Genomic DNA, 24918 nt, shown 5'->3' with positions numbered 1-24918 from the left:
GCTTTTTTTGATTTAGTTTTTTAGCCTTCTATACTTGAATTTTTTCTTAAAATTTCATGCTTACCTATAATTTATTGCAGCATTTTACACTAACTTTTTGTTACCGGGTAGGCAAACCTTTGGCCGCTTACCCTGGCATGTACTGCCGCTACAGTACTGCGCGCCGACTCAAATGCTCCCGCCATCCAGGCATTTAAATAGGTCATGTGTTCGCCGGCAAAGTAAACCTGCTTATCAGGTTTTAACAGGGCTGGATATTGTGTTTTTCGCGTATCGGTGTTATATACTGCCCATCCACCTAAGTTATATTTTGTTTTATGCCAGCTAACCGAAAACGACCCCTCAAACTCTTTATCGTATTGCGGATGTATCAACCTGCCTTTTTCTAAGGCAAACTTTTCGCGTTCAGCAAAATTTAGGTTACCTATCTTCTGTGCTTTCTCGTTAAAATTGTAATAACCTATCAGGATGCCTTTTTTGCCCAGATAGTCGTACGATGGATAAAATACTTGTGTAAGATCATTATTGGTATGGGTGATGCCGCCGTAGATCTGCTCATCCTCTTCCCAAAACCGCCTTTTAAACTGCAGGCCTATTTTGCCTGTTTGTATATAGCTAATATAGTCAATTGCGCGACTAACATCACCAGAAAAATTATTATTTATATTACTTAATACCGGCAGGGGTAAAGTGCATATACATAGGTCGCCATTTATGCTGTGTTCGCCCGCTGTATCTTTATAAGTCACCTTTATACCTTCAGGTAAATTGATGATGGAAGTAACCTCGGCACCCATTTTTATAGCGGGCGCAACCTTTTTCTCCAGGGCCGACGCTATCTTATCCATACCGCCGATAGCCTGAAACATGGTCATCTGTAATTCGTAGGTGTATTCGGCTACATTATAAAAGTCGGGGTCCATTAAACCCGAACGGATAATATCAGCCAGTTTATGAGCCTCTGCTACTTTTCCCGATCTGTCACCTGCTCCCGGCGATTCGCTGTAACCACGGCGTGCCGATGCTTTATATAGCTTGTCTATATCCAGGCCGCCTTCGGCTTTCAAATACTCTATAATCTTTTCACCATCTTCTTTGGTAAGGGCGGCGTCAAGGCCCCCATGGTCAATGCTTTTAGCCAGCATTTCGGTCATGTAGCCGCGTATGTCGTTGTGTATCTCGCGGGCACGTACCTTTTTGTTCGAAAGCGGGCCTGTGCCTTCGGCAAAGTAATAGGCGCCCTCGTTAACGTTGTTATACACCTGTAAAGGCACACCCAACTCTTTGCAGTAATGCAAAGTAAGCTCGTGGTGGTGCGGTATACGCGATGGGCCGGCATTAAAATACAGGCCATCATCAAATTTTGCTGTTGCGGTTGGTTTATCGGTTTCGGTTTGGGTGCTGCCATTGCGTATGCTCCAGCAACGGCCACCTGCCCTTTGGCGGGCTTCCAGTATGGTGCATTGGTAACCCAGTTTGTTTAACTCGTATGCACAGGTCATACCTGCTAAACCGGCTCCTAAAATTACAATGTGTTTGCCTGTGCCGCTACCTTCTAAATTAAATGCGTGTGCAGGGGCGCTTTTTAACATTCCTAAAGCCAGCATGGCGGGGTAGGTACCTCCGGCCAGCATTGCACCCTTACCTAAAAAATCTCTGCGTGTTATGTTTTTCAACAGTTTGTTAGTTGTATTGCGATATTGATGAGATAAAGATAATTTATTATCTGTTTTATTAAAATAATGTAATGAAAATATTAATAGTGATAAAATCTATGGAATGTATATACATTATTGTTAAAATAAAGAATTGCTTTAAACGCTATTGTAAAATTTTTACTATCTATCCTTTAAATTAGCTTCTGATGCCCACAACAGTTATATTAGGCACAACAAATACCTACGCCATATGACTATCAAGAAACTACTGCTGTTACCTGCTTTGGCTTTAATAAGCTTAAATTCATTTGCCCAAAAATGTGATTGCCAAACCGAGTTTACTTACATAAAAAACTTTATGGAGAAAAATTACGCTGGCTTTAAAGATAAAAAGGCACAAATGGGCGATGCCGCCTATAAAAAGATGACCGATGAATATTTAGCTTATAGTAAAAAGCCTAATGCTAACGAAACCTGCCTGCTGGTAATATCAAGCTACCTTGATAAGTTTAAAGACCACCACGTAAGCATCGGCGTTAAGTTTGATGCCATGAAAACAGATTCGGCGGTAGTGAAGCAAAGGCAGATCATTCAACTAACAGATGCTAAAATAGAAGAGCTGCGTAAATCAAAAACCGAGGAGGGTATTTATATATTCAGGCACGATTCGTCCTACCGAATAGCAGTATATAAAGACTCTACGTTATTGCATGATTATGTGGGCGTTATTATAGATTCCAAACTGCCCGGCTGGAAACGCGGTATGCTAAAGTTTGCCTCAAAAAAAAATGATGAGGGCAATATGAAAGGCATACTGTTTGTGCGTAACCAGCTGCCAAAAGTTGAATACTTTAATTTTTTTGTGAACAATACCCGCATAGGCGGCGATTGGGTGAGGGAGGGTGCTACTTTTCAGCAAGAGAAGTACGACGCTTATGTGCCGGTAGCATCGCGAAAACTGACGGATAAAACGCTATATATTAAAATATCAAACTTTGGTACATCTAACTATAAAAACATCGATTCGGTTTTTAAAGCGAATGATGAGGCTTTAAAAGCAATGCCTTACCTGGTGCTCGATCTGCGTGGCAACGGTGGGGGCGATGATTATTCGTATAGCCCCATATTACCTTATATTTATACTAACCCCATTAAAACCATTGGTGCTGATGTACTATCAACAGCAGCAAATATTGCAGGCTGGAAAAAAGAGTTGGAAGACCCCGATATGGCTGAGGAAACCAAAAACGATATAAAAGGCAAAATAAATAACATGGAAAAAAATGTTGGTAAATTTGTAACCGGTAACGACGATTATACCAACTCGGATATGAAAGTGTTATCCTCGCCTAAAAAAGTAGTTGTTTTGATAGATAAAGGCTGTGCCAGCACCACTGAGCAGTTTTTGTTTGAAGCCATACAAAGCAAAAAGGTTGTATTAATGGGCGAACATACATCCGGTACTTTAGATTATTCGAATGTTCGCGAAGCGCCATTTTCCTGCATGCCTTACATACTACGCTATTCTACCAGTCGTAGTCGCAGGTTAGATGTAGGGCAGGGCATAGACAACATAGGCATAAAACCAAACAAAGCCTTAGATGCTAAAGAAGATTGGCTAAAAGCGGCAATAGCCGAGCTGGAAAAGTAATTAGTTGCTCTGATATACTGGTTGTATGGTAAAGTTTAGAATGCCATAGTCGGCGTATTGTGCCTGCACCACACGTATGGTGTGGCGGCCGTTTAAAGGCATTACAACATCGCGATGGTAATCGGCGTCATAAACTATTTTTGAGGGTTCCCAGTTGTCTATAATTAGCTTATCATCAATATACAGCCTAACTATCTCCGATGCGCTAATGCCTATGCGGTAAATGCCGGTTGGTGCATTAACAGTGGATGCAGATACGGTTGCTATTTTTTCTTTAGCTATACCTTTACCAAAGCCCTGGCCAAAAATAGTGTTGAGGTATTTGCCTGTGGTAGTTTTAACAGGTGTAGTATTTAGCAGTTTGGCAAATTCTGTCGGGTGCTGTATTGGGGAGTTATTGTCATTAAACACAAACCACCTGGTTTCCCAGTTAAGGGACAGGTCAAATTCGCGGTAATGGAAAGTATATGACTGCCCTTTGCCATATTTTTTGCCAAATGGCGATGTAACCGCCTGCCCGGTATATTCCATTTCAACATCAATATCTGTTAACGCGGTGGTGTCTTTTACAAGGGTAATTTGTTCAGATGTTTTACCTGCTATTGCTGAGGGATGAGTTACACCCTTCATCCGGGTTATGCGCCATTTACCGGCCGGGGCTATTACATTTAGTATAAGTGTGCCGGGCGTTTTAGATGGTTCTTTCCATAACACCGGGTAGTTAAAATTATAAGGCCCCCATTCATTCATCATAATATATTTTTTGCCCTGAGGATAGTTTGCCGTCAGCATAGCATTTTTGCCGTTTGACAGCTTTTTTATAGCCGGCATATAAGTGCTATCCATAACGGGGTTTGCCAACTCGCTGTTTTTGTCAGACCTTAAGTCCTTTACAGTACTATCTACCTTATTGGTGTTAATTGCGCCAATTGTATAGTTATTATCAATATCCAGCTGGCTGGTGTGGTTAATGTTAAATACCGTTTTAACATTTTTAAAGCTGTTGTTACCTATGTGGTAATTTACACTGCGGGTGTCGCGGTTTTTAAGGTAACCAATGTCCTTTACCCTTTTAGGGTTCGACCATAGCTCGATACCCATTTTATCGCCGTTAAAGTTGTTTTGATCTATAATGTTGTCCTTGCCATGTTCAATGGCAATGGCTGATAGATTGCCGGCAAAATCGTTATTAGCAATAACGGTATTGTAACTAAAGCCACCCCATATGCCATGCCAGCTATCGTGCAGCTTATTCCCGATGATCTTATTACGGCTAAAGGTTATTTCGACGGCATTGGTGGCCGCGTACGAAAAATCGTTGCCATACACCAGGTTATCGTTACAACCGCCTTCGCCGGTATCCATACTGGTTTGCCCTGCCCATAAAAAGAAACCATCGCCCGAGTGCGTAACCGAATTGTAGGCAAACGCATTATTATTACATTGTTCAAAAACCAATATCCCTGCCGAATCTTGCCCACGGTAATAAACGCCATCACTAAAGCCGCGTATATTCCAATCAATACTATTATTCATGATGCGGTTGCGGCTGCTGCGGTACATACCTATGCCCAAACCTGAATTAAAGGAAAAATTGTTATTATATATCAATGCGTCGTTGCAATTGGTCATCATTAATCCGCATTGGCCATTAGTTACAGTGCTGTTGTGTATATCGGCATTATTGCAATCGCGCAGGTAAATACCGGCTCCAAAGCGCAGCCATTCATCTTTCTCGTTATGGTGGTAGCTTTGCCAATCGGCAAGGTCTTCCCAAAGGCGGTTGCTGTTTAAATGCTGCCTGAAATTGTAGCTGCAATCGGCGTTAATTATTTTTAAGTTGTTTATACCCCTTGCCATTATGCCCACTTTAAAACCCTTTACCACCAGGTTTTTTAAAGTAATGTTTTTGCCGCTTTTTATAATAACGCCCGTGCCTTTAAATAAGTCGGGGTTTTGGTAATCACTGCTGCCTTCAATAACAGCTCCGTTAAAATCAATAGTAATGTTATCGCCCTTAATAACGATGGGAGCAGCGGATAACGAATCTGCTCCATCAAAATGGTAAAGTTGTTTTTTTATGGTGGCAGAATGCGTTAGGGTGATACCCTTATGCAAAACAGTTAGCTTTTGGCTGTAAGATAGCCGCACTATAAATATGAATAAAAATAGAATGATGAGCTTTTTCATTTTAAGATTATAATAGCATATTGAGCCCTTAAAGCTACCGAATGCAACCAAGGATAGAAACATTAGCCGGGAAAAAGTTTATAGGCAAACATATAAGCATGTGTTTTGCCGATAATAAAACGTTTGAATTGTGGCGCAGCTTTATGCCACGGCGAAAGGAGATAGCAGATACTGTGGGTACCAACTTATATTCAATAGAAGTTTACCCGCCCTTGTTCTTTAATGCGTTTAACCCGAAAGCCACATTTGAGAAATGGGCGGCAGTAGAAGTTACAGCCCTTGACAATATCCCCGAAGGTATGGATAGTATTACACTACCCGCGGGTATGTATGCAGTGTTTATACACAAAGGGAGGGCAAGCGATGGCCCAGCAACCTATAGCTATATTTTTAATAACTGGCTGCCACATTCAAACTATGTGCTTGATGACCGGCCGCACTTTGCCGTTATGGGCGATAAATACAAAAACGATGATCCGCTATCGGAAGAAGAATTGTGGATACCTGTGGAAAATAAATAGTACTTTATGTAGTTAACTATAAAGCCCCCGCCAAACATTTTATTTGAATAAACGGTTTAACTGCCTTAAAACATTAAATAAATGAAAGTATTGCTGGTGGAAGACGAACCCGGGCTGGTATCGGTTATAGTACGCGGACTGACCGATGCGGGGATGGAAGTAAGTGTTGCCGCCGATGGCAACACCGGCTTAGAAATGGCCCTTGCACATACCTTTGATATTATTGTACTTGATATTATGCTACCCGGTATAAACGGTATACAGGTATGTAAAGAAATACGTAAGAAGGATGATAGCATAGCTATATTGATGCTTACGGCGCTGTCAAGCACCGAGAATATTGTAACCGGCCTAAACAGCGGCGCCGACGATTATTTGGCCAAGCCCTTTAAATTTGCCGAGCTGGAGGCCCGTATACGCACATTGGTGCGTCGTACTAAGGCTGGTAATACCCCAAAAAGCCTGCTTACCATTGCCGACCTGGAAGTAGATACCTTATCAAAAACGGCCAAACGCGCCAATAAAACCATCGCGCTTACAGCAACCGAATATCATTTATTGGAATATTTTTTAAAGAACCGCAACACGGTGCTATCGCGCATACAGATTTTAGAAAATGTGTGGGATATAGATTTTAACATGGGTACCAATGTGGTTGATGTATATGTTAACTACCTGCGTAAAAAGATTGATAATGGTTATGATGTTAAACTGATACACACAGTGTTTGGCATGGGCTATATTTTAAAGGAACAAATTGCCGATGAAATTACAAACTAAGATAACGCTGCTTTTTGTTGCCATATCTACCGTTGGTTTGTTGTTGCTTAACGCATCCATATTTTACTTTGTATCCGACTTTAGCTTTGAGGATTTTTTTAAACGGTTAGAGGCACGTGTAAACCTTACTGCCGAGATCAGTATCAACCCCGATAAAGAATCGCTTGCTTATAAGCAGGTGAGAATGCAGTACCTGGAAAAGCTGGAGAACGAACAGGAATTTGTTATTAAGTTAGATACTACCCGCAGCCCATCATACCGGCGCATAATAAATTTACCCGATGCCTTTTACCGGCAAATTTTGGAAGATAAAAAGGCCCGATATGTACACAGCAACCACTTTTATGCAGGCTCTTTGTTTAATATCGACGGTAATAAATACATTGTAATTGTTACCGCTACCGACCCTTATGGATTTAAGGAGCTGGAGCAGTTAAAGAAGGTATTGGTAGCAATATTTGTGGTTTTTATAATACTTACTTATGTGGCGGGTAAAATATTCTCGTATTACACTATGCAACCCGTTAGGGGCATAATTAAGAGTGTTAAAAACATTACCGCCAATAACCTGCACTCGCGGTTAAGTGATGTTAAGGGTAAGGATGAGATAGCCGAGCTGGTGCTTACCTTCAATAATATGCTTAACCGCCTGGAGACGGCATTTGAAACCCAAAATAACTTTGTAAGTAATGCATCGCACGAGTTGCGCACACCCTTAACCATTATTACCGGCGAAACCGAACTTTTGCTAAAAAGTAATGAGATAAACGGTAAGGCAAAGGCGGCGATACAAACCATTTTTGCTGAAGCCGAAAAGCTGGCGCAAATATTAGAAAGTTTATTAGGCCTTGCCCAAACCGGGTTTGACGGTAAAAAGCAAAACTGGCAAAAAATACGGGTTGATGAATTGGTGATGGATGTTGCTGATTCGGTAAAAAGGATAGACCCTGATAGTGTTATCAACATTGATTTTTCGGCCTTGCCGGATAATGAAGATTTGATGTATACCGAAGGTAACCTTAACTTGCTGCGCCTTGCAATCAGCAATATTATACTTAATGCCTGCAAATACTCTAATAACAAGCCAGTAAGTGTGCAACTATATGCCGAGGGTGGCCGCATTATCATCAAGGTTACCGACCAGGGTATAGGTATCCCCGAGCAGGATGTATCGCATGTTTTCGAGCCATTCTTCAGGGCATCAAACACAAGCCAGTTTAGCGGGTATGGTATCGGTTTGCCGCTTACGCTAAATATCATACGTCTGCATAAAGGCGCGATAGCCATCCGCTCGCAAGAGCAGGTAGGTACCGAAATGCAAATACTGCTCCCGATAGTATAAATCTAACATAGTTTTAAATTTCTCCTTTGTTGTTCTAATCAGTTTTTAATAAGTAGGATGATACTATTAGTGATAGTGTATGTGTTGTTCATATCTATTTGTAAATCAGTATTTTATTGTAGGTGAAGTATTTTCAGTTTTAATTAAATTCTAATACCTGTCTTAGGTCATTCTAATAAGTGGAGGGTAGTATTGCATAAGTAAATAATTAAACATTAACCTTTAAAAATACTTATGAAAACCATTCTCATCCCAACCGACTACAGCACATCGTCGCTTGATTGTATACATGGCCTATGTAATCAATTCAAAAACGAAGACATTAACCTTGTATTTGTGCATGTGTTTAAACTATCCGACTCTATAACCGACTTGCTGATGCTAAGCAAGCGCAGCCGCGAGTACGAAAAGGTAAGCGATGGATTCCTGGAGCGTTGTAACCTGCTGCGTAAACAGTATACCCAAATTCAGGATATAAAAATTGAGTTTTTGTATGGCAGTACGCTAAGCCTTTTTAAAAACTTTATTGAGGCCAACCAGGCCGATGCAGTGCTAAGTGCCGCCAATTGCAGTTACAGCGCTATACATAAATACAGTATAGACCCTGAGGTGCTGATAAAAAAATGCGGCTTGCCGGTTATAAACACCAGTAAGGTAACACACGCCCGCATCAGGCAGCAGCAAATAGTTGTGGCCTACGAGCAAGAATTAACAGAGGCTTAAACCATCAAAAAATACACTTATGCTTTTAAAAGAAAATATCCCGGTTACCTACATCTTAGGGAAGATAAAGAAGGAAGTTATAATGGTTACGGCCTACTCGGTGTTGATAGCCATTATGTACAACAACTTTCATTTTACCCGTATATCCATACCTATAGCGGTGCCAACTATATTGGGTACCATTATATCGTTATTGCTGGCCTTTAAATCAAACCAGGCGTACGATCGCTGGTGGGAGGCACGTACGCTTTGGGGAGCTATTGTAAACGATTCGCGCACCTTAACAAGGCAACTGCTTACTTTTGTTGATACCCCGTATGCCGAAGATGAACAAAAGGCCTTTTGCGAACGGGTTGCAAAAAGGCAAATCGCGTGGTCGTACAGTCTTAGCAGGCACCTGCGCGGTCAGGACGCATTAACGGGCCTGGACAAGTTTATTAATGCCGATGATATGGAGCATGTAAAAAACTACAGCAACGTTCCAATGGCTTTATTAGAGCTACAGGGGGCCGACTTACGCAGTGCTTACAAGCTGGGTTGGATAACCGAATACCAGCAGGTAGAGATAGACAAAACCTTAACCCGTTTTTCAAATTCAATGGGTGGGTGCGAACGCATCAAGAATACCGTATTCCCGGCTACCTACAGTGTGTACATACACTTTTCGGTATTGCTGTTTATATTGTTGCTGCCGTTTGGTTTAATTGAGTTTTTTGGGGTTGTAGAGGTGCCCTTAGTTATAGCTATTGCTTCCTCATTCTTTTTGATAGAGAACATGGCTATCCACTTACAAGATCCCTTTGAAAACAAACCAACCGATACACCAACAACTACCATATCGCGTACTATTGAGCGCGATATTAAACAAATGCTAAAGGAAAAATACAAACACGAAGAACAGGCCGCAGGCTCGGCCTACAGTAAATCGAAAGTGTTTTATATTCTGTAAGGTTTGTTCATGTAAAAGCCCTTTAGCGTTCGCTAAAGGGCTTTTTTGCGACTGATGTGTTTTGATACGATCAGTCGTTATTTTATATTAGTTAATAGTACTTATTCAAAAAAGGTAACAAAACCGGTTTCTACATCATATATACCGCCTATTATTTTAATACTTCCCTGTTGTTCTAATTCGGCTACTATGGGGCTTTCTTTTCTTATTCTATCAATAGTTAAACCAACATGTATATCGGTAACCTTGTTTACAAATTCGGTATTTGTACCGGTTCTGTTGTCGCTGATGGTTTTTTCACTGCTAATTGCAGGTTGAATTTTGTTGAGCAGTGTAGTTAGGTTACCTAATTCAACATGGTTGCAGGCACCAACTATAGCCCCGCATTTGGTATGGCCCAGCACTACAATAATTTTGGTGCCTACTACTTTGGTGGCAAATTCCATACTGCCTAAAATATCCTCATTTAACACATTACCGGCTATACGTATGCTGAAGATATCGCCAAGCCCCTGGTCAAAAATAAGCTCGGCCGATGTACGGCTGTCAATGCAACTTAGAATAGTAGCAAAAGGAAATTGCCCGGCCGATGTTTCGTTTACCTGCTGCAACAGGTTACGGTTAGCCTTAAGGTTATTAATAAATCGCTGATTGCCTTCTTTTAAAATTTGCAAGGCGGCAGCCGGTGTTAAACTACTTTGGGTTTCTTTTGAATGGGTACGCATAGCTTTAAAATGATGGTTTATAGTGAATAAAAGCTTCCGAAAAGATGAGATACTAAATGGTCGCTATTTATTCTTTGTGGTAAAGAATTAAGTAATTTGTTCCCCCAGCGCCAGCAAAAGCGCCCTGTTTTTCGCTTCGCACTCTTAATCCAATATTAATAGGTTTGTCAGGTATAATGTTGTATAAATTTTTTGATGTCTGTGATTCAGATTCGTCATATGGTTTATTAGATGTAAGCCTGCTATCATTCCAGATAATGTTATCTGTTAAGTTTACCAAATCAATTATAGCATTACTGGCCGAATTGCCTGAATATGGTCTCGCGACAAATACTATCGAATCAAGGCCTGTATAGTTAGCTTTATTAAAATTTGATATAGCTAATCCCGAAACACCTGCAGTACTAGTTGTGTTAGCCGAAAAATCAAGCGGAATACGTATCTCGTTAATTGCGGTATTGTTACAGATATATACCGTTCCGGTTATTTCATTCACATCAAGTATTCCGTTTTTATTAACATCAATACCGGTATTAAAACTGTATCCTCCATAAGTACAATTAGTGCCGGCAGACTCGGATTTTACTGATATTAAATAATTTAAGCCGTTGTTACCGTTACATATGTATGAGGTACTTTGTATTTCTGACTTTTCTAACACACCATTTTTATTGCTATCTGTACCTGAATTTACCTTATAACCGCCATTACTGCAATTTAGCCCGGCAGGTTCGGCAACTAATGCTACTAACGAATTGTTTCCGTTTAAACCACTGCAAATATATTCGGAGTTGACTACCTCATTTGTATCAAGTATATTATTATTGTTAAGGTCGATGCCTGTATTTACTTTGTAACCGCCTGTTGCGCAATTAGGGCCTGCAGGTTCCGGTACAAGCGCAGCGAGCGAATTGTTACCGTTGGCACCATTACATATGTACTTAGTGCTTTGAATTTCCGACTCGCTTAAAATGTCGTCGTTGTTCAGGTCGACCCCGCTTACTATCTTGTAACCACCTGTTGCGCAATTGGCGCCGACGGGCTCATTTATCAGATCTATTAAAGATTTCTTCCCTTCAGGCCCTTGCTTACCACAACCGTATATGGAAAAAATTATTACAATTAGTAGAAGGTATATTGGCTTGAATATATTAACGTACATAAACAAAGATATAAAAACGCATAATACTCAAGCTATCAGTTTAAGTGCTACAGAAAAATAAAATTGTCGAATGACCGAAAAGTCTCAGTGCTTTTGTATGAAGCTTTTTCAAATTACCCAAGCGGAGGACAGATACTATCGTAACATCCGCTGCACAAGGGAACTTTAACAAAAAAGCCTCAAGACTTTCGACTTAAGGCTTTCGTCTTTTGTGACCTGGGAGAGGCTCGAACTCTCGACCCACTGATTAAGAGTCAGTTGCTCTACCGGCTGAGCTACCAAGTCATTTTTTGTTTTACCGGGAGGGCAAAGAAACAAATTATTGTTGAATGTACTAAGGGTGTTTTATCGGCTATAGGTAACCTTTACCTTTCAGCTTTACCTTTCGCCTTATTATGCCATCGCATACATTTCTTCGCGTTGTTTTTGTACTACATCGCTGTTAATGTATTCGTCGTAGGTCATTAGCTTATCAATAACCCCACCAGGCGTAATTTCAATAATACGGTTAGCAACGGTTTCTACCAGCTCATGATCTCGCGAGGTGAATATGATGTTTCCTCTAAAGTCTTTCATGCCATTATTCAACGCCGTTATCGATTCCAAGTCCAGGTGGTTGGTTGGTTCATCTAATATCAGCAGGTTGGCGCTTTGCAGCATCATGCGGCTAAACATACAGCGCATTTTTTCGCCACCGCTTAGTACATTGCTTTTCTTTAATACTTCTTCGCCACTAAAAAGCATACGGCCCAAAAAGCCACGGATAAACTGATCGTCCTTTTCGCCCGGCGAGTATTCGCGCAGCCAGTCTATCAGGTTCATGTCCTTGCCTTTAAAATATTCAGAGTTATCAATAGGTATATCAGCCACATTAATGGTTACACCCCATTTAAAATTGCCTTTGTAATCGGTATCGCGGCCGGTTAAAATATCGTAAAAGGCGGTTGTTGCTAAGCTGTTTTGCGATAGTATGGCTACTTTATCGCCTTTGTTAAGCATAATGTTAACGTTGGCAAATAATACCTCGCCGTTAAGCGATTTACCCAGGTTCTCGGTCTGTAGCACTTGGTCGCCGGCTTCGCGGCCCTGGTTATTAAATATAATGCCCGGGTATTTACGGTTTGATGGTTGTATCTCGTCAAGGTTGATCTTATCCAGCGCTTTTTTACGGCTGGTTGCCTGTTTTGATTTTGACGCGTTGGCGCTAAAGCGGCGTATAAATTCCTGTAGCTCCTTTACACGGTCTTCAGTTTTCTTGTTCTGATCTGATCGTTGTTTCAATGCTAACTGGCTCGATTCGTACCAGAAGGTGTAGTTACCGGTGTAAATGGTCATTTTAGCAAAGTCGATATCTACCACGTGGGTACACACGGTATCTAAAAAGTGCCTGTCGTGCGATACTACCAGTACAATGGCCTCGTACGATGCCAAAAAATCTTCCAGCCAGCTAACGGTGTGTATGTCCAAATCGTTGGTAGGCTCATCCAGTAACAGTATGTCGGGTTTGCCAAACAGGGCCTGCGCTAATAACACACGTACCTTTTGAGTGTTATCCAGATCCTTAACCAGTTTATAATGAAACTCCTCTTTTATACCTAAGTTACTTAGTAGGGTAGCGGCATTGCTTTCGGCATTCCAGCCATCCATTTCGGCAAAAAGGTTTTCCAATTCTCCGGCGCGTTCGCCATCGGCATCGGTAAAATCTTCTTTCAGGTAAATGGCATCCTTTTCCTTCATTACGGCATACATTTCCTTGTGGCCCATCATCACAGTCTCAATAACCGTAAACTCGTCAAAGGCGTAGTGGTTTTGGCTTAAAACCGCCATGCGCTCGCCGGGGGTAAAGCTCACCAAACCGCTGGTAGGGTCTATCTCGCCCGATAATATTTTAAGGAATGTAGATTTACCTGCGCCGTTAGCCCCAATAATACCATAGCAGTTGCCCTGGGTAAACTTTAGGTTAACGTCTTCAAAAAGGGTACGCTTGCCATAGCGTAAGGATAGATTAGATACCGTTATCATGCTGTACTTATATAATGCGCAAAAATACGCTAAAAACTTAATTTATTTACCGGCCATTGCCCTTAACGGGGAATATTTTACCAGAATATTAATATTAGGGGATATCAGATTGTATTTTTTACACTAAGGTAATTTTTTTCGCCTGTAAAATGCGAAATCGGCAAATTGGAATAGTATTTGTTATTTTTTAGTTAACCAATTAAAAAATCTAATACTATGGTACTTATAGCAATAACTTTGGTAATAATTAACGCCCTAATTATGGCGTACGATGTTAAGTTTACTAACGACTACAATGACCAATAATTAATACATTGACTAATAATTAATACATTATTAACTATGTATTAAGCAATGTTGCCAGTCGTTCTGTTTCTTCCTCGGCTAACTTTTTTAAAGGGGCAGAGGCCATCATCTTCATCAACATATTCAATTCGGCATTAATGCTGAACGTTACCTTTGTGTGTGTACCCTCAGGTAATAAAACCCACTTCAGCTCCATCTCAAACGGGGCTTTTTCTGCGGGCACAATCCGTATCATATCGTTTGCTACCCTTTCATCTATTTTTAAAGATAGCTTTGTAATGTTTTGGATATTAAAGCTGGCTTCATCATAGGTTGATGACCAATCGGTAATATTATCGGGCATTAATGCCTTATGGTTGTTCATATCAGCCAAAAAAGCGTATACTTTTTCGGCTGTGTTACTTACGGTAACCGTATGCTCAAAAATACTCATGAAAATTATTATTGCTGGCCCCAGGTATCGGGTTGCTCGCGCCATTGTTTTAAAACATCAACATCGGCCCTTGATATATACTGGTGTTCTTCGGCATACTTTAACATAGCGTTATAGTTTGATAGGGTGAAGAACGGGCATTTAGCTTTTTTAAAGTTTTCGGTAGCAATATCAAACCCATAGCTAAATATGGCGGCAAGGCCTGCTACGGTATAACCAGCATCGCGCAGCGCGTTAACAGCCTGTAAGCTGCTTTTACCGGTAGATATAAGATCCTCAACCACTACTACGCGTTTATCTGTAGATATTTCACCCTCAATTAAGCTGCCGGTGCCGTGCTCTTTTGCTTTTGCACGCACATATATAAAGGGCAGGCCCAATTCCTGGGCAATTAATACACCTTGTGGTATACCCGCGGTGGCTACACCCGCTATGCAACCAACCGAGCCAAATACTTCTGATATGGCCGATGATAGCTGCTGCCTTATATAAGTACGTATGGTAGGGTGCGATAAAGTGATGCGGTTATCACAATAAATTGGCGATTTCCAGCCCGATGCCCATGTAAACGGATTATTAGGTTGTAATTTTATTGCTTTAATTTGCAGCAAAAATTCAGCAACTTGCTGCTCGGTATCACTATTGGTAAACATGGCTCAAAAATACAGAATTTATATTAACGAAAAAGTTATTTTGCTAACAGCATCCCAACCTGCTAATGCTGAGCAATACCAACAGATTGATGATGAGGATTTTGATCTGGAAAACATTTATAACAACATTTTGCAGCATCCGCAGCAATTATATTATGTGCTTTGTACCGACCCCAGGGCAACTATAAAAAAGCTGCAAAGGGTAAACCATTTGGTAGAGGCTGCCGGTGGGCTGGTACAAAACCAGAAGGGCGAATACCTGTTTATTTATCGCAACGGTAAATGGGATTTGCCAAAAGGTAAAATAGAAAAGAAAGAAAAAACCAAGGTTGCCGCCGTGCGCGAAATTGAAGAGGAGTGCGGTATTAAGGTAAAGCTTGGCCAAAAAATATGTAAAACCTACCATACCTATATATGGAAAGGTAAGTTTACCCTTAAAAAAACGCATTGGTTTGCAATGGACTATAAAGGCAACCAAAAGCTGGTGCCGCAGTTAGAAGAGGGTATTACCGATGTGCGCTGGTTTAAAACAAAATATATAAACGATATTTTGGGCAATACTTTCCCGTCGATTATTGATGTGCTGGAAAAATCAGACCTGATTACAAAAAGGGAAGAGCTTCTTTCGGAATAAATTGTGCCACATCGCCGTTGTATCGGATTATCTCGCGCACAATGCTGGAACTGATTGACGAGTATCCGGGTTTGCTTACAATAAATATGCTCTCAATTTCGGGTTCCAAAGCGTGGTTCATTTGTGCTATGGCTTTTTCATACTCAAAATCAGATACGGTGCGTATGCCGCGTATCATATATTCGGCACCAATGCTTTTGCAAAACTCAACGGTTAGGCCTTCGTAAGCAACCACGTGTATTTTGGGTTCGTGCATAAAAACCGCCCTTAACATCTCCTCGCGTTTACCTACCGGTAGCAGGCCTTGTTTGGTGCTGTTTACACCTATGCCTATATAAACCTTATCAAACAAACTTATCGATCGTTTTACAATATCAACGTGTGCTTTGGTAACAGGGTCAAACGATCCGGGAAATAAGGCTATTTTCATGTATATATAGATGACGGCTTATTGCTGTAATCAAAAGTAAGGATAATTATTGCAAAGCAAATGGTCATTTATATGAGGTACGGCAAACAATGCGCTGTGGCCTGTGCGATTCCTTCCCTAGGGAAGGGTAGGAAGGGGTTTAACAAATTTGAAGTTAAGATATTCTTTGGTAAATATAGGGTGTATAAACCCCTCCCTGCACCCTCCCGTTGGGAGGGAATCGCATAGGCCGTTTAAAGGAGATCTGTCATATCGGACAAAGTACGAGGTGAGATCCTGTTCATGATGCAAGCTCGCCGCCTGTCATGTGAACAAGATCCCTCGTCGCTACGCTCGCTCGGGATGACAGGGTGGTTTTTTAGTAAACCACACCAAAAAATGCTAATTATCGTTAAGCAGATCTTGCAGGTTATAATATATCTTTAAACCGGCAGCTTTGGCAAACTCTACATCGCCATCGGCACCTTTTGATGCGCCTTCAATTCTTAAAATGGCGTCGCATTTAGTGATTAAGCGCCTTGCGATAGGGTAGGATATTTCTTCGTAAGCCGCGTCGCCGGGATATTTTGAGCCGGCCTGTTTTAACAGGGGTAATGCAAACCACTCGCCAATAATGGGGATATGCCCGGCCCTAAATAAAGGTAAGGCCATGTCTTCCATGTTTTGCAGGTTACGTGCCATTAGTTCAGGGTCGTCGTTAGTGCCCGACCTGTAAGGGCCTGCAATAAGTACCATTAATGCTTTCTTCATTATATCAGCTTGTTTATTTGCGCGTACTGTAGCAACATTATTGTTTTGGCATCCTTTATCTCGCCGCTTTTAACCATAGCAAGTGCTTGGGTAAAGGGGAGTTCCAATACCTCTACATGCTCGGTTTCTTCGGCAAGGCCGCCGCCTTCGCCTATCTTCATGTCTTTATTGTATTCGGCCACAAAAAAGTATAATATTTCGGTAACCGAGCCCGGTGACATATACGTCTCAAATATCTTTTGCACAGCCGATATTTTATAACCGGTCTCTTCCTCTGTTTCTTTACGGATGCAATCCTCCGGGTTATCCTTATCCAGCAGGCCTGCGCAGGCTTCTATCAGGTAACCGTCGGGGTTACCATTCAAATAAGTAGGCATCCTAAACTGGCGGGTTAAAATTACGGTACCCTGGGCCTTGTTATATAGCAATATTACCGCGCCGTTGCCACGGTCGTATGCCTCGCGGTAATTGGTTTGCCACTCACCGTTGGGGTTTTGCTGCTCGTATTTTACTTTTTTGAGTGTATACCAGTTATCAGACAGGATACTAACCTCTACATTTCTTATTTTATCATTCATTGCCGGCCTCCGGTGCTTTAAAAAACGAAAATGATGAATGCCCATACTTACGCTGCTCAACAAAAGCAGGGTGGTTACTTAGGTTTTGCATGCTTTGATGTTCCACAATAAGCAAGCCGTTGGGTTTAAGCAGGTTTTTGGTAAATACTATTTTTGGTATTTCGGGTATCTTATTCAGGTCGTAGGGTGGGTCGGCAAATACCAGGTCGTATTGTTCGCTTTCCATATCCAGGTATTTAAATACATCGGCCTTAAAAGACTGTATTTGTGTTAAGCCATGCTGGCGCGATGCATCCTTTAAGTAATGCACACAATGTATGCTGCGGTCAACCCCGGTAACGCTTTCGGCTCCGCGCGATGCAAACTCCATAGCAATGTTGCCGGTGCCGCTAAACAGATCGAGCACGGTTATGCCTTCAAACTCTATTTGGTTTTGCAAAATGTTAAACAGTGCCTCTTTGGCAAGGTCGGTAGTGGGGCGTACGGGTAAATTCTTGGGCGGGTTAAGCCTTAGGCCCTTTAGTTTTCCTCCGATGATGCGCATAACGTAAGGGCAGCAAGGGTAAGTACTTTGTGCGATTGTACCTGCTCGGGCAAGGTTAATATAGCCAGTTGGTTTAGGCTTACCTTATTAAAAAATCCGGCCAGGTAGGTAAAGTTACGGTCGGTAGCATTAATATCGCCGCTTATTATAAGCGTAACGTTATGTGGCTGCAGTTTTACCTCGTTTACAGCAAGCGCGGTATAATATGCCAGTTCCTCGTGGTTTTTAAAGGTATACGCGTTGTAAAAGCGCAGGCTTCGGTTATTAAAATAAAGCACTTCAACCTTTTCGTCGCTTAGGTTTAAATATATTTCATCATCATTAGGGCGGCTGTCGGCCACTATGGTAACCCAACCTTTGGCGCTATAGTTAACCGTTTGGTTATCCAAGGTTGTAATAGCCGATGCTATGCTATCGTCAACTTTGTATATGATCACGTTATCATCAGTAAGTTGCTGCCAGTAAACCTTTTCGTGGTGGTTTACATCAAGCAGGCGTGCCACTGCGGCTACCCGGTTTTTATCAAACAAGTTACCCGGCATTAAGGTAAACACTGCCGACGACAGGCCAATAATAACCTGCTTGTAATTGGCTGTTAAAATATCGCGCAGTATTTGCGGGTCGCGCAGTTCCTCAACCGGATAGTTTTCGCCCCAGGCAAGCAATTGCTTTTTAAAAACTATGCCGTAGCTAAACGTATTGGCATCAATTTGTAACAACAAATTGTAACTATTGGCCTGGGTAAGGCTAAGATCATCGCTGGTGTAATTATATCTGTGGTCGCTCATGCAGGTTAACAAAAGTAATATTTTTTGAATTACTTAATTAACATACTTATCAGCATTTTTGCATGTGCCCACATCAGACCATATCACCGCCGCTTTCCCACACGAGCCAACCGCCCAGCAACTGGAGCTGTTTGGCAAGCTGCATACCTTTTTACAAAGCGATAACGGCGACGAATGCTTTATACTAAAGGGTTATGCCGGTACAGGTAAAACGACCGTGCTGGGGGCTTTGGTAAAGGCGCTGCCTAAGTACAATTTTAAATCGGTATTGCTGGCACCTACAGGCCGAGCGGCCAAGGTTATCACCAATTACTCGGGCCGCAAGGCCTTTACCATTCACAAGCGCATTTATCGTAAAAAATCAGCATTAAATGTCGATGAATCTTTTATGATAGCCGATAACCTGAGCGCCAATACGCTTTTTATTATCGACGAGGCATCTATGATATCTGACGAGCTGACCGGCAATAACCGCGAAACGCTGCTGCACGACCTGGTCAAATACGTTTACAATACCAAAAACTGCAAGCTGATGCTGGTTGGCGATACCGCCCAGCTACCACCCGTAGGTGCCGACGACAGCCCCGCGCTGGATGTTAAGCTAATGAAAGACCAGTTTGGTCTGGATGTTTATACTTATGAGCTTACTGATGTATTGCGCCAGCAAAAAGACTCGGGCATATTGTTTAATGTAACCAAAGTACGCGAGATCATTCGCCAGGGTAAAGAGCTGATGCCACAGATCGTGACCAAAGGCTACAAGGATGTTTACCGCATGCGCAGCGATGTTTTGGAGGATGGTTTAAATTATGCCTATAACAAGTACGGGCACGATGGCACCCTGATCATTTGCCGCAGTAATAAAAACGCCAACCTGTATAACCGACAGATACGCGGTCGCATTTTAATGCGCGAGGAAGAGCTAACCGGCGGCGACCAGCTAATGGTGGTGCGTAACAATTACTTTTGGCTGCAAGACCAGGAAGAGGGGAGTACTGGCTTTATAGCCAACGGCGACATAGCTAAAGTGCGCAAGGTGCGCCGGATAGAGGAGATGTATGGCTTTAGGTTTGCAGATGTACAACTCGAGTTTACTGATTATGCCGAAGACCCGGTGCTGGATTGCAAAATACTGCTGGATACGCTATACTCCGAATCGCCCGCATTGCAGTCAATAGATCAGAAACGCTTTTATTTGGAGGTGATGAAGGATTACGACCATATACCAAATAAACGAGCCAAACATAACGAGTTAAAGCTAAACCCATATTACAATGCTTTGCAAGTTAAATTTGCGTACGCTATTACCTGCCACAAGGCACAGGGCGGCCAGTGGGAAGCCGTTTTTGTTGACCAGGGCTACCTAACCGACGAAATGGTGAACACCGATTTTTTACGCTGGTTTTATACCGCCTGTACCCGCGCCACAAATGAGCTGTACCTGGTTAACTTTAATGAAAAGTTTTTTAAGAATTCCCCCGGATTGGCGGACGCTGATTTTTAATTTAAAGCTCCCCGCACTGCAATTTTTCGGCGATCGGAATTTTAGTTTTTTTGTGACTCGTTTTTTGAAATTAAATAACCAACCTGCTGTTTTCACTTTTTTAATTGAAAAATAATTTTATATTAGTGAGTGCAGGGTAGCGAAAAAAGTGAAAAAAATCCCTGTGTAAGCAACAAAAAAGTGGAATAATTAATAGCGGGGTGTGGAAAGTATAAAGCAATAATTAATCTGCCTGCGGTAATACAATTGTAAAGGTGCTGCCCTTGCCTTCCACACTGTCTGCTGTAATTTTACCGCCGTGGCTTTCAACAATTTCCTTAACAATACTTAGCCCTATACCGGTAGACTGCTCGCCCTTTAAACCAGTACGTCCGGCACCCGAAAACCGCTCGAATAGCTTGGTTATCATATCCTTAGGCATACCTAAACCATGGTCTTTTACCTGTATAACAATGTTGTTTTTCTCGCGGTTAAGGTGCACTTCTACCTTGTCGGTCTCCTTAGAGAATTTGAGCGCGTTACTGATAAGGTTATCAATCACCCTAGGGAATTTCTCGTGGTTTATTTGCGCGTAAACAGTCTTTATATTACTGATTAACAGCACGTTGCTATTGCCGCCCTGTTGTATTTTCCAGGTGTTTACAATGCCTTGTAGTAGTTTATTTAACTCGGTTTTTTTGGTGTCGAGGGTGTTGGCGTTCTCGTTACGGGCAGCATCAAGCAAGTCGTCTATAATGGTACGTGCCTTCACACATGATTCCCGCATCATGGTTAGGTTTTCCTGTGTTTCTTCGTCAATATCCTCCAGTTCCATCATCATCGCTAACGACTCAACCGCTGCTATTGGATTGCGTAAATCGTGCGCCACGGTGCCTAAAACCTGGTTTTTAAAGGTATTGGCTTTCTCGATCTCAGCATTCTTCAGCCTGATTTCTACTATTTGCCCGTAGTAGCTGGCTTTATAGGAAAAGAAATACCTTGATGTTAAATAAAAGCCACACAACAATATTGCCGAAATAAGCTGATTATGAGTCATTTCCGTAGGTCCGGACTGTGCATGAAACAGCAACACCGTAAAAAGCGCCTCGATGCCTATTAATAGAATTATCGTTTCGTAATACTCAAATACAAACAGGAAGCTAATGATACTCAGTGCTATAAGGTATAAAGTTAAGGCGTTGCTTGGGTCGGATGTTGATATAAAGCTGCTATACATGCCGCATACAATAATGTATATGGCAAACACAAAAACAAACAAAGCCATAGATGCGCTGGCACGTTTGGTTTTCTTCATTTGCTGCACCAGTAAGTGGCTAAACAAGTAAAAAAAGGGGGTTATTATAATGAAAATCCAGTTGATAAAGTTAAATTCCGGGAAGTTTTGCGCTTTGGTCAAACTCTCGGGGAATACATGATAAAAGATTCGGATAATCAAATTCAGCGTTAAAAATATAAAGCTTGCCGTACGCACACTTGTCAGGTTTTGATAAGTGTAGTAATTACGATAGGCAATCCTGTATTTAGGCGCTAATGATGTGAAAAAGTGAGTATCCAACGTTTAATTATGTAAGGGTAGTCAAAAAATATTAAAAATATTTTTTCATGGTATAAAAGTAGTATAATTCCCATTAGTTGTTAATGATATGGCTTTGTATATAGCTGTTTCTTGACAATTTGTCGGGTAAATTTAATTTTCAATGTCATTTCTTCATAAATCAGGTTGTGGCAACGGTTTTGAGGATGATATTGTACTATGAATTTTAACAATTTTACCATTAAAGCCCAGGAAGCTGTTCAAAAGGCTTCCGAAATTGCAACCGGTAACCAGCAGCAAGCCATTGAGCCAGCGCATATGCTGAAAGGGTTATTATTGGTTGATGAGAACGTTATATCGTACCTGTTAAAAAAACTTAACGTTAACCTTAACAGGTTAAATACTATATTGGATGAGCAAATAGCATCTTTCCCAAAAGTAAGCGGGAGCGACGTTTACCTATCATCGGGTACAAATACTGCTTTGCAAAAAGCGCAATCCTTTCTAAAGGAATTTAAGGACGAATTTGTATCTGTAGAGCATATATTGCTTGGTATTTTAGCTGGCAGCGATAAAACATCGGGCGCATTAAAAGACGCTGGTGTTAACGAAAAAGACCTAAAAAAAGCTATCGTAAGCCTGCGTGGCGATAATAAGGTGACCGACCAAAATGCCGAAGCTACCTACAATGCTTTAAATAAATATGCCCGCAACTTAAACGAGTATGCCGAAAGTGGTAAGCTTGACCCTGTTATAGGCAGGGACGAAGAGATAAGGAGGGTGATACAAATATTATCGCGCCGTACTAAAAACAACCCTATATTGGTTGGTGAGCCGGGTGTAGGTAAAACAGCTATTGCCGAAGGTATTGCTTTTCGAATTATTAAAGGTGATGTGCCCGAAAGCCTGAAAACTAAAACAGTTTACTCGTTAGATATGGGTGCACTTATTGCAGGTGCCAAATATAAAGGTGAATTTGAAGAACGCCTGAAAGCCGTGATAAAAGAGGTTATCCAAAGCGATGGCGAGATAGTTTTATTTATCGACGAGATACACACCCTTGTTGGTGCAGGTGGTGGCGAAGGCGCTATGGATGCCGCAAACATATTAAAACCAGCACTTGCCCGTGGCGAATTACGAGCCATTGGTGCAACTACATTGAATGAATATCAGAAATATGTAGAAAAGGATAAAGCCCTTGAGCGTCGTTTTCAAAAGGTAATGGTTGATGAACCGGATACCGCCGATGCCATATCCATCCTTCGCGGGTTGAAAGAGCGTTATGAGGCCCACCATAAAGTGAGGATAAAAGACGAAGCTATTATAGCATCGGTTGAAATGTCGCAACGCTACATATCAGATAGGTTTTTACCTGACAAGGCGATAGATCTAATGGACGAGGCTGCCTCAAAACTACGTTTAGAGATGGACTCTGTACCAGAGGCGGTTGACGTGTTGGAGCGCAGCATTATGCAGCTTGAAATAGAGCGCGAAGCCATTAAACGCGAAAAAGATGACGCCAAAATAAAAGAGCTAAGCAAAGAGATCGCTGACCTGTCTGCAGAGCGGGACTCGCTTCGTGCTAAATGGAGAGGGGAAAAGGATCTTGTAGATGGCATTAACCAGAAGGTTGAGCAAATAGAAAATTACAAACAGGAAGCCGAACAAGCGGAGCGTGCCGGTGATTACGGAAAAGTAGCCGAATTGCGTTACGGAACTATTGTTGAAGCACAGGCAGAGGTTGAAAAACTAAAAGCTGCGTTGTTAGAAAATCAGCAGGATAGCCGTATGCTGAAGGAGGAAGTTACTGCCGATGATATTGCAGGTGTTGTAAGCCGCTGGACAGGCATACCTGTTAGCAAAATGATACAAAGCGAGCGCGAAAAATTGCTTAATCTGGAAGATGAACTGCATAAACGCGTTGCCGGGCAACAGGAAGCCATAGAGGCCATTAGCGATGCTATACGCCGCAGTCGTGCAGGTTTACAGGATAAACGTAAACCTATAGGTTCATTCATTTTCTTAGGAACCACAGGTGTAGGTAAAACAGAGTTGGCTAAAGCTTTGGCTGAATATCTATTTAATGATGAAAATTCGCTTGTGCGTATAGATATGAGCGAGTACCAGGAACGCCATTCGGTATCAAGGTTAATAGGTGCTCCTCCGGGATATGTAGGCTATGACGAAGGCGGTCAATTAACCGAGGCTGTTAGACGCAAACCCTACAGTGTGGTTTTGCTTGACGAAATAGAGAAAGCGCATCCAGATGTGTTTAACATATTGTTACAGGTGCTTGATGATGGCCACTTGACTGATAATAAGGGCCGTGTAGTGAATTTTAAGAACACTATTATCATCATGACATCTAATATTGGCTCTAACATTATCCAGGAAAACTTCCAGGATATGGAGGATGCAAACAGGGATACCATTACCGCTAAAACAAAAAATGACCTGTTTACCTTGCTGCGTGCTACTATCAGGCCCGAGTTTTTGAACAGGATAGACGAGATTATAATGTTTACTCCGCTTAGCCGCGACGAGATAACTGATATTGTTAAGCTACAGTTTAAACAAGTGCAAAATACCCTTGCCGAAATGGGGGTAAGCATAGAAGCATCTGATGAAGCATTAGACTGGCTGGCACAATTAGGTTACGACCCGCAGTTTGGCGCCAGGCCACTAAAACGTGTGATCCAAAAGAAAATTTTGAACGAATTATCTAAACAAATACTGGCGGGGAAAGTGGATAGAGACAGTAAGATAAAGCTGGATATGTTTGATAATAACTTTGTATTTATGAATACTGGTGATAAACCGGAAACTAAATAAGCGCAATTTTATGTTATGTAAAAAGGCCCCATTGGGGCCTTTTTATTTGTTTTATTTTCGGTAAAGCGGTACATGGTTAATTAAAGGTGGAAGAAGCCTTGGTAATCTCTCATTCTTAATTAGTGACTTATCCATCATGAAATAATGAGAATTTTTACTTTTTACTTTGTATTTACTGCTATCGGCCAAAACAACATATGCTACTTTGG

The 24918-nt window shown here is 41.6% G+C and carries 22 protein-coding genes and 1 tRNA gene; 9 read left to right on the top strand and 14 right to left on the bottom strand.

Translation table 11 applies throughout. The features are described from left to right. Nucleotides 1-89: 89 nt before the first annotated feature. Nucleotides 90-1592 carry a flavin monoamine oxidase family protein gene (locus FFF34_006465; protein TSD67976.1) on the bottom strand — a complete coding sequence of 501 codons (1503 nt, stop codon included), beginning with the start codon at nucleotides 1590-1592 and terminating at the stop codon, nucleotides 90-92. Nucleotides 1593-1908: 316 nt separating this feature from the next. Here FFF34_006465 and FFF34_006460 point away from each other — a divergent pair, with 316 nt between their 5' ends. Beyond that, nucleotides 1909-3309, top strand: coding sequence for a hypothetical protein (locus FFF34_006460; GenBank protein TSD67037.1), 1401 nt, complete (start codon nucleotides 1909-1911; stop codon nucleotides 3307-3309). Here the strand turns inward: FFF34_006460 and FFF34_006455 are convergent, their stop codons facing one another. Further along, entirely contained in the window at nucleotides 3310-5562 is a 2253-nt protein-coding gene (locus FFF34_006455) for a hypothetical protein (protein ID TSD67036.1), read from the bottom strand. Here FFF34_006455 and FFF34_006450 point away from each other — a divergent pair. The 5 genes from FFF34_006450 (at nucleotide 5541) to FFF34_006430 (ending at nucleotide 9814) form a co-directional block, all read left to right on the top strand. Continuing rightward, a complete protein-coding gene (locus tag FFF34_006450) occupies nucleotides 5541-6020 on the top strand; it encodes a GyrI-like domain-containing protein (GenBank protein ID TSD67035.1) in 480 nt (159 codons plus the stop codon). The two genes, FFF34_006455 and FFF34_006450, sit on opposite strands and share 22 nt — an antisense overlap. A gap of 81 nt (nucleotides 6021-6101) precedes the next feature. Then, nucleotides 6102-6800, top strand: coding sequence for a response regulator transcription factor (locus FFF34_006445; protein TSD67034.1), 699 nt, complete (start codon nucleotides 6102-6104; stop codon nucleotides 6798-6800). Then, a complete protein-coding gene (locus FFF34_006440; GenBank protein TSD67033.1) occupies nucleotides 6784-8142 on the top strand; it encodes a HAMP domain-containing histidine kinase in 1359 nt (452 codons plus the stop codon). Before FFF34_006445 ends, FFF34_006440 begins: the two co-directional genes overlap by 17 nt. A 234-nt stretch (nucleotides 8143-8376) precedes the next feature. Next, nucleotides 8377-8865, top strand: a complete 489-nt coding sequence (locus FFF34_006435) for a hypothetical protein (GenBank protein ID TSD67032.1) — start codon at nucleotides 8377-8379, stop codon at nucleotides 8863-8865. 19 nt (nucleotides 8866-8884) lie between these two features. Continuing rightward, nucleotides 8885-9814 carry a hypothetical protein gene (locus tag FFF34_006430; GenBank protein TSD67031.1) on the top strand — a complete coding sequence of 310 codons (930 nt, stop codon included), beginning with the start codon at nucleotides 8885-8887 and terminating at the stop codon, nucleotides 9812-9814. Between the two features lie 101 nt (nucleotides 9815-9915). On the opposite strand, the gene FFF34_006425 is transcribed toward FFF34_006430, so the two are convergent. The 6 genes from FFF34_006425 to FFF34_006400 all read right to left on the bottom strand — a co-directional run bounded on the left by FFF34_006425 (nucleotide 9916) and on the right by FFF34_006400 (nucleotide 15115). Beyond that, nucleotides 9916-10539 (bottom strand): carbonic anhydrase, encoded by a 624-nt coding sequence (locus tag FFF34_006425; GenBank protein TSD67030.1) that lies wholly within the window; start codon nucleotides 10537-10539, stop codon nucleotides 9916-9918. A 67-nt stretch (nucleotides 10540-10606) separates the two neighbouring features. Further along, on the bottom strand, nucleotides 10607-11701 hold the full coding sequence (locus FFF34_006420; GenBank protein ID TSD67029.1) for a hypothetical protein: 1095 nt from the start codon (nucleotides 11699-11701) through the stop codon (nucleotides 10607-10609). Nucleotides 11702-11910: 209 nt separating this feature from the next. Next, nucleotides 11911-11986, bottom strand: a tRNA-Lys gene (locus FFF34_006415). 108 nt (nucleotides 11987-12094) lie between these two features. Beyond that, entirely contained in the window at nucleotides 12095-13723 is a 1629-nt protein-coding gene (locus FFF34_006410; protein TSD67028.1) for an ATP-binding cassette domain-containing protein, read from the bottom strand. A 340-nt stretch (nucleotides 13724-14063) separates the two neighbouring features. Beyond that, a complete protein-coding gene (locus FFF34_006405) occupies nucleotides 14064-14462 on the bottom strand; it encodes an SRPBCC family protein (protein ID TSD67027.1) in 399 nt (132 codons plus the stop codon). 8 nt (nucleotides 14463-14470) lie between these two features. Next, nucleotides 14471-15115 (bottom strand): orotate phosphoribosyltransferase, encoded by a 645-nt coding sequence (locus tag FFF34_006400; GenBank protein ID TSD67026.1) that lies wholly within the window; start codon nucleotides 15113-15115, stop codon nucleotides 14471-14473. On the opposite strand from FFF34_006400, the gene FFF34_006395 reads away from it, so the two are divergent. Next, the gene (locus tag FFF34_006395) at nucleotides 15114-15749 is read left to right on the top strand and encodes an NUDIX domain-containing protein (protein ID TSD67025.1); all 636 of its coding nucleotides are present in this window, start codon (nucleotides 15114-15116) and stop codon (nucleotides 15747-15749) included. The genes FFF34_006400 and FFF34_006395 overlap by 2 nt on opposite strands. Here FFF34_006395 and coaD read toward each other — a convergent pair. From coaD to FFF34_006370, 5 genes are all read right to left on the bottom strand, one after another. Continuing rightward, the gene (gene coaD / locus FFF34_006390; protein TSD67024.1) at nucleotides 15718-16179 is read right to left on the bottom strand and encodes a pantetheine-phosphate adenylyltransferase; all 462 of its coding nucleotides are present in this window, start codon (nucleotides 16177-16179) and stop codon (nucleotides 15718-15720) included. The genes FFF34_006395 and coaD overlap by 32 nt on opposite strands. A gap of 381 nt (nucleotides 16180-16560) precedes the next feature. Further along, complete coding sequence (locus tag FFF34_006385) at nucleotides 16561-16914, bottom strand: DUF4406 domain-containing protein (GenBank protein TSD67975.1); 354 nt, start codon at nucleotides 16912-16914, stop codon at nucleotides 16561-16563. Nucleotides 16915-16928: 14 nt separating this feature from the next. Beyond that, nucleotides 16929-17507 (bottom strand): GDP-mannose pyrophosphatase NudK, encoded by a 579-nt coding sequence (gene nudK / locus FFF34_006380; protein TSD67023.1) that lies wholly within the window; start codon nucleotides 17505-17507, stop codon nucleotides 16929-16931. Then, entirely contained in the window at nucleotides 17500-18051 is a 552-nt protein-coding gene (gene rsmD / locus FFF34_006375) for a 16S rRNA (guanine(966)-N(2))-methyltransferase RsmD (protein TSD67022.1), read from the bottom strand. Before rsmD ends, nudK begins: the two co-directional genes overlap by 8 nt. Further along, nucleotides 18027-18839, bottom strand: coding sequence for a DUF3822 family protein (locus FFF34_006370; protein TSD67021.1), 813 nt, complete (start codon nucleotides 18837-18839; stop codon nucleotides 18027-18029). The genes rsmD and FFF34_006370 overlap by 25 nt, the downstream gene beginning before the upstream one ends. Before the next feature lie 64 nt (nucleotides 18840-18903). Here FFF34_006370 and FFF34_006365 point away from each other — a divergent pair, with 64 nt between their 5' ends. Beyond that, nucleotides 18904-20343 carry an AAA family ATPase gene (locus FFF34_006365; protein ID TSD67020.1) on the top strand — a complete coding sequence of 480 codons (1440 nt, stop codon included), beginning with the start codon at nucleotides 18904-18906 and terminating at the stop codon, nucleotides 20341-20343. 223 nt (nucleotides 20344-20566) lie between these two features. On the opposite strand, the gene FFF34_006360 is transcribed toward FFF34_006365, so the two are convergent. Beyond that, nucleotides 20567-21898: a HAMP domain-containing histidine kinase gene (locus tag FFF34_006360; GenBank protein ID TSD67019.1), complete on the bottom strand. Its 1332-nt coding sequence runs from the start codon at nucleotides 21896-21898 to the stop codon at nucleotides 20567-20569. Nucleotides 21899-22096: 198 nt separating this feature from the next. On the opposite strand from FFF34_006360, the gene clpB reads away from it, so the two are divergent. After that, a complete protein-coding gene (clpB, locus tag FFF34_006355) occupies nucleotides 22097-24709 on the top strand; it encodes an ATP-dependent chaperone ClpB (GenBank protein TSD67018.1) in 2613 nt (870 codons plus the stop codon). Nucleotides 24710-24918: the final 209 nt, after the last annotated feature.

The sequence above is a fragment of the Inquilinus sp. KBS0705 genome (assembly GCA_005938025.2).
Lineage (GTDB): Bacteria > Bacteroidota > Bacteroidia > Sphingobacteriales > Sphingobacteriaceae > Mucilaginibacter.
This window is presented reverse-complemented; position numbering and strand designations above follow the sequence as displayed.

What these genes read in the sequence shown, in the direction of transcription:
- FFF34_006465 (TSD67976.1), bottom strand. Translation starts at nt 1,592, where the DNA reads ATGTTAAAAAGCGCCCCTGCACACGCATTTAATTTAGAAGGTAGCGGC.
- FFF34_006460 (TSD67037.1), top strand. Translation starts at nt 1,909, where the DNA reads ATGACTATCAAGAAACTACTGCTGTTACCTGCTTTGGCTTTAATAAGC.
- FFF34_006450 (TSD67035.1), top strand. Translation starts at nt 5,541, where the DNA reads ATGCAACCAAGGATAGAAACATTAGCCGGGAAAAAGTTTATAGGCAAA.
- FFF34_006455 (TSD67036.1), bottom strand. Translation starts at nt 5,562, where the DNA reads ATGTTTCTATCCTTGGTTGCATTCGGTAGCTTTAAGGGCTCAATATGC.
- FFF34_006445 (TSD67034.1), top strand. Translation starts at nt 6,102, where the DNA reads ATGAAAGTATTGCTGGTGGAAGACGAACCCGGGCTGGTATCGGTTATA.
- FFF34_006440 (TSD67033.1), top strand. Translation starts at nt 6,784, where the DNA reads ATGAAATTACAAACTAAGATAACGCTGCTTTTTGTTGCCATATCTACC.
- FFF34_006435 (TSD67032.1), top strand. Translation starts at nt 8,377, where the DNA reads ATGAAAACCATTCTCATCCCAACCGACTACAGCACATCGTCGCTTGAT.
- FFF34_006430 (TSD67031.1), top strand. Translation starts at nt 8,885, where the DNA reads ATGCTTTTAAAAGAAAATATCCCGGTTACCTACATCTTAGGGAAGATA.
- FFF34_006425 (TSD67030.1), bottom strand. Translation starts at nt 10,539, where the DNA reads ATGCGTACCCATTCAAAAGAAACCCAAAGTAGTTTAACACCGGCTGCC.
- FFF34_006420 (TSD67029.1), bottom strand. Translation starts at nt 11,701, where the DNA reads ATGTACGTTAATATATTCAAGCCAATATACCTTCTACTAATTGTAATA.
- FFF34_006410 (TSD67028.1), bottom strand. Translation starts at nt 13,723, where the DNA reads ATGATAACGGTATCTAATCTATCCTTACGCTATGGCAAGCGTACCCTT.
- FFF34_006405 (TSD67027.1), bottom strand. Translation starts at nt 14,462, where the DNA reads ATGAGTATTTTTGAGCATACGGTTACCGTAAGTAACACAGCCGAAAAA.
- FFF34_006395 (TSD67025.1), top strand. Translation starts at nt 15,114, where the DNA reads ATGGCTCAAAAATACAGAATTTATATTAACGAAAAAGTTATTTTGCTA.
- FFF34_006400 (TSD67026.1), bottom strand. Translation starts at nt 15,115, where the DNA reads ATGTTTACCAATAGTGATACCGAGCAGCAAGTTGCTGAATTTTTGCTG.
- coaD (TSD67024.1), bottom strand. Translation starts at nt 16,179, where the DNA reads ATGAAAATAGCCTTATTTCCCGGATCGTTTGACCCTGTTACCAAAGCA.
- FFF34_006385 (TSD67975.1), bottom strand. Translation starts at nt 16,914, where the DNA reads ATGGTACTTATTGCAGGCCCTTACAGGTCGGGCACTAACGACGACCCT.
- nudK (TSD67023.1), bottom strand. Translation starts at nt 17,507, where the DNA reads ATGAATGATAAAATAAGAAATGTAGAGGTTAGTATCCTGTCTGATAAC.
- rsmD (TSD67022.1), bottom strand. Translation starts at nt 18,051, where the DNA reads ATGCGCATCATCGGAGGAAAACTAAAGGGCCTAAGGCTTAACCCGCCC.
- FFF34_006370 (TSD67021.1), bottom strand. Translation starts at nt 18,839, where the DNA reads ATGAGCGACCACAGATATAATTACACCAGCGATGATCTTAGCCTTACC.
- clpB (TSD67018.1), top strand. Translation starts at nt 22,097, where the DNA reads ATGAATTTTAACAATTTTACCATTAAAGCCCAGGAAGCTGTTCAAAAG.